Annotated in this window: 9 protein-coding genes; 3 read left to right on the forward strand and 6 right to left on the reverse strand. The window is 49.7% G+C overall.

The window, feature by feature from the left end; genetic code table 11:
- Positions 1-53 precede the first annotated feature (53 nt).
- Positions 54-239 (forward strand): tautomerase family protein, encoded by a 186-nt coding sequence (locus tag VH86_RS03725; RefSeq protein WP_034822328.1) that lies wholly within the window; start codon positions 54-56, stop codon positions 237-239.
- 42 nt (positions 240-281) lie between these two features.
- Here the strand turns inward: VH86_RS03725 and VH86_RS03730 are convergent, their stop codons facing one another.
- The gene (locus VH86_RS03730; protein ID WP_045831927.1) at positions 282-599 is read right to left on the reverse strand and encodes a DNA-binding transcriptional regulator; all 318 of its coding nucleotides are present in this window, start codon (positions 597-599) and stop codon (positions 282-284) included.
- Positions 592-981 carry a type II toxin-antitoxin system RelE/ParE family toxin gene (locus VH86_RS03735; RefSeq protein ID WP_045816787.1) on the reverse strand — a complete coding sequence of 130 codons (390 nt, stop codon included), beginning with the start codon at positions 979-981 and terminating at the stop codon, positions 592-594. Before VH86_RS03735 ends, VH86_RS03730 begins: the two co-directional genes overlap by 8 nt.
- Before the next feature lie 198 nt (positions 982-1,179).
- Here VH86_RS03735 and VH86_RS03740 point away from each other — a divergent pair, with 198 nt between their 5' ends.
- The gene (locus VH86_RS03740; protein ID WP_045831928.1) at positions 1,180-1,920 is read left to right on the forward strand and encodes a GntR family transcriptional regulator; all 741 of its coding nucleotides are present in this window, start codon (positions 1,180-1,182) and stop codon (positions 1,918-1,920) included.
- Here the strand turns inward: VH86_RS03740 and VH86_RS03745 are convergent.
- The 4 genes from VH86_RS03745 to VH86_RS03760 form a co-directional block, all read right to left on the reverse strand.
- A complete protein-coding gene (locus VH86_RS03745; RefSeq protein WP_045831929.1) occupies positions 1,907-2,887 on the reverse strand; it encodes a PfkB family carbohydrate kinase in 981 nt (326 codons plus the stop codon). The genes VH86_RS03740 and VH86_RS03745 overlap by 14 nt on opposite strands.
- Positions 2,871-3,902 (reverse strand): ADP-ribosylglycohydrolase family protein, encoded by a 1,032-nt coding sequence (locus VH86_RS03750; protein WP_045831936.1) that lies wholly within the window; start codon positions 3,900-3,902, stop codon positions 2,871-2,873. The genes VH86_RS03745 and VH86_RS03750 overlap by 17 nt, the downstream gene beginning before the upstream one ends.
- Before the next feature lie 11 nt (positions 3,903-3,913).
- Positions 3,914-5,188, reverse strand: a complete 1,275-nt coding sequence (locus VH86_RS03755) for a nucleoside permease (RefSeq protein ID WP_045831930.1) — start codon at positions 5,186-5,188, stop codon at positions 3,914-3,916.
- 171 nt (positions 5,189-5,359) lie between these two features.
- Positions 5,360-6,736, reverse strand: coding sequence for an aldehyde dehydrogenase family protein (locus VH86_RS03760; RefSeq protein WP_045831931.1), 1,377 nt, complete (start codon positions 6,734-6,736; stop codon positions 5,360-5,362).
- 480 nt (positions 6,737-7,216) lie between these two features.
- On the opposite strand from VH86_RS03760, the gene VH86_RS03765 reads away from it, so the two are divergent.
- The gene (locus VH86_RS03765) at positions 7,217-8,146 is read left to right on the forward strand and encodes a RepB family plasmid replication initiator protein (protein WP_034822338.1); all 930 of its coding nucleotides are present in this window, start codon (positions 7,217-7,219) and stop codon (positions 8,144-8,146) included.
- Positions 8,147-9,585: the final 1,439 nt, after the last annotated feature.

Raw genomic sequence — 9,585 nt, forward strand, 5'->3', positions numbered from 1 at the left:
GGCGTGACTGGGTTATGCTGAAACCGAATCTGAACCCTGTAGGAGAAACAGAAATGCCAGAGATCGTTGTTTATGCTGCGGAAGGCCGCACGGTTGAGCAGAAGAAGAAGTTGTTGAAAGCAGTCACTGCCGCAGTCGCAGACTCGTTTGAGATTGATGCCAATTCGGTGACGGTCTCAATCATCGAAACACCTAAGCATCACAAATCCAAAGGCGGCGTGCCGTTTGATGAGCGGTGATTGAAGATTTGATGCATAAAAGCCCGGATGGGCTTTTATGTTTTAAAGGATGAAAACCGCTGGGCCTTTATCCTCAATGGTGTTGAGGATACGTAAAGCCGCTTTATTGGGTTTACTTTCGTTACGTTCCCACTTTGAAACACTCTCAACTGACATGCCGGTGGTCATAGCTAAAGCAGCCTGCGACATCTTCCATCTTAAGCGTACCGCTTTAATCTCAATCCCAGACATATCGCGCACAGGAGGGATATTACGTGCTTCGATCGCCGCACTGATTTCAGCAACCGTCTCGTCCTGAACGACACCTAGTTTGTTGTAGCGCTGCGCCATTTCATGGAGTTTCTTCAAGCGATCAGTCATCACAAGTTACCTCGATCAATTCTTTTAGCTTAATCAATTCCCTGACCTTCTCATCTGACATCGCAATAAAATCCCGAGCGATACGGCAATAAACATCAATTTCATCATCTTCCAGTTCTTTGCCTTTCTTCTTTGACAACTGACTTTTCAAGTACATATCAAAGAAATAAATGTTGTTGCCATAATTGAAGAAAACAATACTACGCGCGCCGTCAGATGCCCCCACGCCGGGCAACCCAAGTCGTTTTTTGAACGTGTAACGTCCTAATGGGTCGCCATATAATCCCGCAAAAATCGACTTAGCAGCTTTACACAGAATTTTATCGTTGATGCGTGCATGACGTCTCTCTTCCTGAAATTCTGGCGTCAGGTAAATGCCCATTTACCCCTCCCTGCCTTAAAAAATCCGTAAGCAAGACTATAGTCTTCGTTACGGGTCAGGTCAAATTATAAGCGAAAGAATTGATTGAACCTATGTGCTAATAACCGCAATAACATGCGGTTAAAGTCTCTACGCGAACGGTCAAAATTCAGTATCATATCTTCCCTTGATTAACCCTATTGAGTGTCTCAGCCCGCTATGACTGAACAGAATCCGCTGTTTTCGCGGCTTACCACCACACTGGCTGAAGAGAGCCGCACGCCGTTGTACAAACGCTTTGCCACCGGCATCAAAGAAGCAGTGCGCGATGGTATTCTGCTGCATGAAGAGATCCTGCCCAGTGAACGAGATTTCAGCCAGTTGCTAGGCATCTCGCGCATTACGGTGCGTAAAGCAATGGATGAGCTGGAAAAAGAGGGAGTGGTATTCCGTTCACGTGGTTACGGTACACAGATTTGTAGCCAGTTTGAGTATTCGCTGAAAGAGCCCAAAGGTTTGTCACAGCAGGCCGTTTTACGCGGTAAAAAGCCGGATACGGTGTGGATTAATAAGAGCAAAATTCTTTGCAGCGCGGAGATCGGTGAAAAACTGGGATTAAGCAAAGATAGCGAGGTCTACTTGCTCAAGCGTATTCGTTATGTCGACCAGCAAGCGGTCTCCGTGGAAGAATCCTGGGTGCCGGCACGCTTTATTGCGGATGCCGATGATATTGGGATTTCTTTGTATGATTACTTTAACAAGAATCAGATTTTACCCGTTAAGTCGCAAAGTAGAGTGAGTGCCCGCATGCCTGATGAGGCGCTCCAGCAGCAGATTGCTCTGCCCGCCAATGTCCCTGTGCTGGTGATCAAACAGCTGGCACTTGACGCTCAAGGCAATCCGCTGGAGTACAGCATCAGCTACTGTCGCAGCGATATGTACGTCTTTATTGCTGAATGAGCCTTTGCTGCCAATATACCTGCAGCGTGGCGCGTTCCGGTGCGCAATCACCTCCACGTTGCGACACCACATAAGACGCGACAACATTGCCCAACGCCACGCTCTCGGCCAGCGACCAACCTGAAGCGAGCCCCGCTAAAAGTCCCCCCGCATGGCTGTCACCGGCGCCAATCGTGTCAACCACTTTCGTCGCCAGAGCAGGGATCCAGCCCTGAGAGTCCGCATCAACATAACCTGCGCCATCACTGTCCAAACGCACCACCAGCGGCGATCCAAAGCGTTGTTGCCATTGCTTCATTAAGTGGCGGGCATCGAAGGATTCATGTTGATTTAACCGCTCCTGCCAAAGTAATTCCGCTTCCTGTCTGTTCACTGTAATCAGTGGTTTTAGCGCCATCACGCGGGCAAATTGGCGCTCACCGATATCAGCCAAACGCGGACCGAAATCCACCAGCATATGATAGGTCTGAGCCTGCTGCTCAAGCCACTCAATCAGCACATCGCCGCTTTTACTGGTGAGTTGATAGCCAGAAAGGTAGATCCAACGGTGTGCGGCTTGTGGCAATGTGCCCAGCAGTTCGGCATCCCACAGATTTTCGACACCGCTAACAGACAGAAACGTGCGCTCGCCGTCTGGCTCCACCAGTGCCAGACACCAGCCATTATCTCCTTTGCTGGTTTCCATCACGCTGGTAATGCCATATTCCGTCAGCTTCTGCCGCACAATATTGGCCCAAATACCGTTACCCAGTGGCAGCGCATTGGTGGAAGGAATGCCCAGTCGATGCAACGCGATCGCCACATTCAACGCACATCCGCCCACATTAACGCCCTGCTGGTGGAGTTCAATGTCACTTCCCCGATGCGGTAATGAATACGCATCGGCAATCACATCAACCACAGCTGCACCAATGACGCAAACGGGCAAACGGCCTTCCAACCGATTCAGGTCATCTGGCGTCAGCATAAGCGGCCTCACGCAGCTGACGAAACTGCACAAAAGCGCTGCTGTAGCGCGTGAAATCAAGCGCGTTGGCAGCATCCAGCTCCGCTTTGAGCTGTGAATCAATCCCATCAATGCCATGCAGCGCACCGCAAATGGCGACAGCCATCGCGCCGATAGTATCGGTATCGCCCCCCAGATTGGCACACAGAATGGCGCAGCGATTCGGGTCAGTGTTAGCCAACTCAACCATTGCAATAGCCGCCGGGACCGATTCGATAGTGGCCGTCCCGGTGCCCACCAAATCATAAATTTGCTGCATCGTTGATTCCACACCTCTGCCCTGTGCCACAACGCTCAGCCCCAACTCAACACGCGCGGCCATGGAAGCGCTGAAGGTCGTGATGCGTTTTTCCTGCGCAGCGCGTGCAATCGCAGGCAGCTCATCGCGGATGGATGTCCAGCTTGCTCCGTCAATAGCACGTGAGACGGCCCAGGCAATCACCGTTGCCCCCGCGATAGCGACATCAGATTTGTGCGTAGGACTGGAAGCCAGTGCGACAGCGTCAATAAAAGCGTCCAGATCTTTGGCTGGCAAAAGACAACCGAGTGGCGAAACGCGCATTGCCGCACCATTGGTCATGCCGTTGTTATCCAGTTGCGTCACTGGCGTACCCATTTTCAGTGCATTCAGGGCTATCTTTGATGTGGGCCCTAACACGTTTTTGTTAAAGGCATCAAACTCCTCCGCCCAACGCAGGATATTGGCTCCAATAGTCTCGGCGTTTATATCGCCATCATGGGTGACTATCGCATTGGCCAGCGCCAGCGCCATCGACGTATCGTCAGTAAATGCTGCGCGGCCAAAATAGCAGGCCGCATTGTTTTCGGCAGGTCCCGGTAGAAAACCATCAATCCAACCAAAATGCTGCTTAACGCGACTGCGCGGCCACAATTCCGATGGCATACCCATCGCATCGCCCAGAGCCTGACCATAAAAAGCGCCTAAAATCCGTTTTTCCTGGAGTGTCATTGTCATCATTACATCTCTTATTTATGGCTATCAGCGGTGGCTGATTGCTCGAAAGCGGTTAATTCTTCACTGCGTTTTTTGCCATCGCGGAACAGCACGATGAAGGCGATAGTGATAATGATGATCATCACGCTGCCGAACATCCACATGCCCGCCCAGTTGAACGTCTGGCCATTGCGTGGCTGGTCGTAAGCGAACATCTCCTGCATCAAATATCCGCCGAGACGATAGCCCAGTAAGCTGCCAATACCCTGGCATGCGAGCGTGATCAGGCCCTGTGCCGCGTTGCGCATCGCGACCGGTGCTTTTTTGTCAACGTAGATATAAGCGGTGATGAAGTAGAAGTCATAGCTGACGCCGTGCAACAGGATGCCCATAAACAACAGGCCAATCGTCAGGGCATTTTGATCTCCGCCGAACACGAAGAATATGTAGCGCAACGCTGCGGTGGTTAAGCCAAGCAGCAACACCTTGCCGATACCAAAACGCTTGATAAAGAACGGCAATGCCAACAGGAAGAAGATTTCCGATACCTGTCCCAGCGTCATCCAACCGGTGGCGTGCGGCAGGCCCACTTCCGTCAGATAGCCTTCGGCAAAGATGTAGTAAAACGCCAGCGGCATACTGAACAGGAAGGAACAAACAAAGAACACCAGGAAACTGCGATCTTTCAGGAGATGCAGTGCATCCAGCCCCAGCGCCACACGCAGACTGAATTTCCCAGTGCTCTTCGGCTCAGTGGCTGGCAGCATCAGCGAAAAGATCCCCAGCAACAGTGAACTGGCAGCTGTGATTAGTAGCGGGACATTACTTGCTGAAATATCGCCAAAGCCCATTAACGGTGGCAAGAAACCACAGGCGATCCCTGACGCAATCCAGCCTAAAGTACCCATCACGCGCACGCGTGGATAATCACGTTCAACATCGCCAACATGTGAAAAGGCAATGCTGTTCGTTAGCGCAATGGTTGGCATGTAGGTGAGCGCATACAACAACAGCAGTGGGAAGAAACCACTGAAGTGCGTCTGCTGTGCCGCAAAATACATCAGAATGGAACCGACGATCATCAGCAGCGACAATACCTTTTGTGCCTGGAAGAAGCGGTCTGCCAAAGATCCAACGAGGATCGGCGACAGGATGGCGGCTATCGACGTGCAGGCATAGCACCAGGCGATCTCAACGGGCGAAAAACCATTTTTGCTGAGAAAAGCCCAGAGCGGTACAAACCATGCGCCCCAGATAAACCACTCAAGAAACATCATGAAGGATAATTTTGGGATTGTTGTTTTCATTTAAAAAGGACTCCCCGGTGTAGGTGAGGCCAATCTAACACCACTAACAATACCTTTATAATACCATTAGCGGATTCTTTGAGCTACTCCACAACAATTTTAACGGGGAATTAACAGTAAGGCGGGATGAAATACGAGGAATAAGGGCGTGCAGCGCACGCCCTAAAAGTCTTAACGACGGTTTTTCCAGACGGTCTGGATATTACAGAATTCGTGAACACCAAAGCTGGAAAGTTCACGACCGTAGCCGCTTTTCTTCACGCCACCAATGGCCACGCGAGGGTCGGAAGCACCGTTGCCATTGATAAAGACTGCGCCCGTTTCTAGCTTCTCTGCCAGCTCATTGGCTATCGCTTCGTTACCGCTCCACACGGTAGCGCTCAAACCAAATTCGCTGTTATTCGCCAGCTCTAAAGCATGCTGTGCATTACGTGCCACGGTAATCGCTGCCACGGGGCCAAAGATCTCCTGCTGGAAAGCGGTCATGTCTGGTGTCACGTCAGCAAGGATCGTTGGGGCATAGTAGTTACCGACACCATCGATCTTGTGGCCACCGATGACCAGGCGAGCTCCCTGCTTCAGGGTCTGCTGTACTTGCTGATCCAATTCATCACGCAGGTCATAACGCGCCATTGGACCGATATAAGTTTCTTCGCTCAGAGGATCACCGATCTTTAATGCTTGCACAGCAGCGCTAAAACGCGCCTCAAACGCTTCTGCGACACTTTCTTCAATGATGAACCGTTTGGCTGCCATACAGACCTGTCCGGTGTTCTGGTAGCGCCCAGTGACCGCTGAAGCTACTGCTGCATCCAGATCGGCATCTGCCAGAACAATAAAAGGATCTGCGCCGCCGAGTTCCAGCACGGTTTTTTTCAATACCGCACCGGCTTGTGCTGCAATAGCACCGCCCGCCCGCACACTACCTGTCACCGCAACAGCCGCAATACGCGGATCCTTAATTGCAGCCGAAACGCCATCGTTATCGACGTTAATCACTGTGAAGCCACCTTTTGGCAGATCGGTTGCATCAAACAGCTCTGTCATCAGATTGGCTGAACCCATGACGCTTGGCGCGTGTTTGAGCACATACGTGTTGCCTGCCAGTAACATGCTGACTGCACCGCGCAGCACCTGCCAGTAAGGGAAGTTCCACGGCATTACCGCAAGAATCACGCCTAATGGACGAAACGATTGCCAGGCTTGCTGATTTTCCACCAGCGTGGGCTTGTCTGCCAACATGGCTGGGCCCTGCTCAGCGTACCAGTCACAAAGATTTGCGCATTTAAGGACTTCAGCACGAGCCTGTGCAATGGGTTTACCCATTTCCAGGGTTGCCATGGTGGCGAGTTGATCCTGACGCTGGCGGATCTGTTCTGCTAACTGGCGTAATACGATGACGCGCTGCGCCATGCTGGTGGCTCGCCATTGTGCGAATGCATCGGCGCTACTCTGTAACGCAGCTTCGAGCTCAGCGGCATTCTGCAATGGATAGGATGCGATGATTTCGCCAGTGGTTGGGTTACGTGAAATAACGTTGTCAGTCATAAGATGCCTTCGTCATGAGTTGTAGGGGATGAATATGAGTTTCACCTTACGCTCGGTGAAGGTTGATGAAAAATGAATAATAATGAGGAAGTTGTTCTCTTCTGATGAAATAAGCGGATCTTCTTCGCAGAGAATTAATGTTTTTTCGCCATTGGTGGGATCAATCTTACTGACCTGTATTTTCTGACAGTTTTTGAGGGTAGAAGCTGAATCTTCATAGGGTTATGCAGTTATACAGTGAATAGATCTAAAAGAAAGATCATAGAGAGATCTTAAAGAGATCCTAAGAGATCCCCGATCGCTGCAAGCCGCACCCCACAAGGCCTGAGAAGGTGATCGTGTTCACTATAATCAGAAAAACGTTCACTACAATCAGCATAATATTCACTATAGACTGTAGAATGTTCACTATAAACAGTGTTAATGTTCACTGTAATCAGAAATCGATCCTTTTCATCCACAGAATGAAGATCTCAGGCTATGGCAGATAAAGAGAGTGAAAACAAGGCGTTACTAGAACCTTTTCTGTCGGTGACAAAAAACAGCGGTGAGGTTATCCAGCTTCATCCTAATAAAAATAACACCGTACAACCGGTCGCGTTGATGCGCCTGGGTCTGTTCGTTCCGACACTAAAGTCTACTGCGCGTGGTAAATCGGGCGCGATGGCTTCAACGGACGCCACTAAAGAGCTCAAGAACCTTTCGTTAGTTAAAGCGGAAGGCTATGAAAAGATTACCATTACTGGCGCAAGGCTGGATATGGATAATGATTTCAAAACCTGGGCTGGCATCATTCAGTCTTTCTCGCGTTATCCCTCAAAGGGCGACACCGTGACGCTGCCGTTTATTGATTTCGTGAAAATGTGCGGGATCCCATCGGCAAACTCGTCAGCGGCCTTACGTAAGCGTTTAGATGCCTCTTTAAGACGCATCGCAACCAATACGTTGTCCTTTGAAGGTAATGGCAAAGCGTATCATACCCACCTTGTGCAGTCGGCGTATTACGATCGTGAAAAGGATCTGGTGCGCATTCAGGCCGATCCTAAACTGTTTGAGCTGTATAACTTTGACCATAAAGTTTTGCTACAGCTGCGTGCTATTTCACGGCTCAAACGTAAGGAATCGGCTCAGGCGTTATATACCTACCTGGAAAGCCTGCCAACCAATCCTGCACCTATATCGCTGGCGCGTCTGCGCATGCGTTTAAACTTAGGCTCTAAGACGACCACGCAAAACCACGTGGTCCGACGCGCGATGGAGCAGCTTAAGGAGATTGGCTACCTCGACTACTCAGAGGTGAAGCGTGGACGTTCTGTGTTCTTTATTATCCATAGCAGAACGCCGAAGCTGGACGGTATCAGCAATCTTGAGAGCATTGATTCCCTCGATGATATTGAGTTTGAAGACTGATTTTTCACGTTCACTGTAATCAGCCCCCTTCCCTTGAGTGTGTCACTTAATCGCCAAAAGTGACACACTTCTTCTCCACACTGTTCACTGTAATCTGCATCCCATCATGTATTCACTGTAATCAGTAACGTTCACTGTAAACAGTATTCAGCTACACGTTAGTCTTGCATCCACTTAGGGTGTTATCAGATTCGACGATTTATTGGGCTTAAATATGATAGTGAGTACTTACCAGGTGGGTGTTTAACACTCGCACGCCCTCTTTTGCAGTGGGTTTGCTGATTACAGTGAACATTAGCCATAGCGCATTTGGATGCTGATTACAGTGAATGGTGGTGATGCGGTGAAAACAGATTATAGTGAATGATTTAATATAACCATCTGAATATTATAGGTAATATTTAATGATCGGCATTCGTTCACTGTAATCAGTATATTGTCTGTACAAATAAACAGTGAAAGTGACAGGGTTGGTCACCTTCACTGATTACAGTGAATTTTTCCCTTTATTGCAGATTGCAGTGAACGTTATGCCAATGCGGTTGGGGGATGGATTTGAGGCTTCAATCATGCGCGTCACGCTGTCACTGATTACAGTGAATGCTCAGCAGCCCTTCCCTCTTCCGATACATTTTCTGCCTGATCGTTATGGTCACTGAGGATCGCTTTACTGATTACAGTGAACGAAAATGACTTTGCCAGCGAGCAGCAGTTACTGATTACAGTGAATGTTACGACTCGGGATTAGGGGGGGGGCAGGAGGACGGTCTTCGCCTGCTTTGCTGATTACAGTGAACGTTGGAGTTTAAAGACAAACATTGCGTATCGGGGTGAGCCGGCAATGGGAGCATGTAATAACCCCCGTTCAAACCGGACACTCCACCAGTAAGAGCAGCTAAAATGCTCTTCTCTCTTCTCTCTTCTCTCTTCTCTCTTCTCTCTTCTCTTCTTATCTTTAATTGGTCATTTGCCATTGGTCATATATCACCGAGCACGCCTCTCCAGTCGTTCTTGCTCTGGCCCTTACTTGATGAAGACTCTTCAATATCGCCTGTAGAGCATGGGTACCCGCCAGAACTCGCCAGTTACTGCTTACCCGCTATCGCGCACTTGCCATGGCTGAACGCTGAGTATCTACCCGCTTTCACCCACGTACAGGCAGCCATAAGCCACCGATGATTTAGCGTCACTCACTCACTCACTCACTCACTCACTCACTCACTCACCCACTCACCCACTCACCCACAAACAGCAAACCCGCATTCGCAAACCTTAAATCACAACTAAAAACGCAAATTGGGTTACTGATTACAGTGAATGTTGACAGTCATTCCAGCCCGTATTTACATCCCTGACTCCTGACTCTTGACTCCTGACTCCTGACTCCTGACTCCTGACTCCTGACTCCTGACTCCTTTACTGATTACAGTGAACGTTCT

Source organism: Pantoea sp. BL1 (assembly GCF_000963985.1).
Classification (GTDB): domain Bacteria; phylum Pseudomonadota; class Gammaproteobacteria; order Enterobacterales; family Enterobacteriaceae; genus Pantoea; species Pantoea rwandensis_B.

Coding starts and splice junctions, on each gene's coding strand:
- VH86_RS03750 (WP_045831936.1), bottom strand. CDS start 3,902: ATGACAATGACACTCCAGGAAAAACGGATTTTAGGCGCTTTTTATGGT.
- VH86_RS03760 (WP_045831931.1), bottom strand. CDS start 6,736: ATGACTGACAACGTTATTTCACGTAACCCAACCACTGGCGAAATCATC.
- VH86_RS03755 (WP_045831930.1), bottom strand. CDS start 5,188: ATGAAAACAACAATCCCAAAATTATCCTTCATGATGTTTCTTGAGTGG.
- VH86_RS03730 (WP_045831927.1), bottom strand. CDS start 599: ATGACTGATCGCTTGAAGAAACTCCATGAAATGGCGCAGCGCTACAAC.
- VH86_RS03725 (WP_034822328.1), top strand. CDS start 54: ATGCCAGAGATCGTTGTTTATGCTGCGGAAGGCCGCACGGTTGAGCAG.
- VH86_RS03735 (WP_045816787.1), bottom strand. CDS start 981: ATGGGCATTTACCTGACGCCAGAATTTCAGGAAGAGAGACGTCATGCA.
- VH86_RS03745 (WP_045831929.1), bottom strand. CDS start 2,887: ATGCTGACGCCAGATGACCTGAATCGGTTGGAAGGCCGTTTGCCCGTT.
- VH86_RS03765 (WP_034822338.1), top strand. CDS start 7,217: ATGGCAGATAAAGAGAGTGAAAACAAGGCGTTACTAGAACCTTTTCTG.
- VH86_RS03740 (WP_045831928.1), top strand. CDS start 1,180: ATGACTGAACAGAATCCGCTGTTTTCGCGGCTTACCACCACACTGGCT.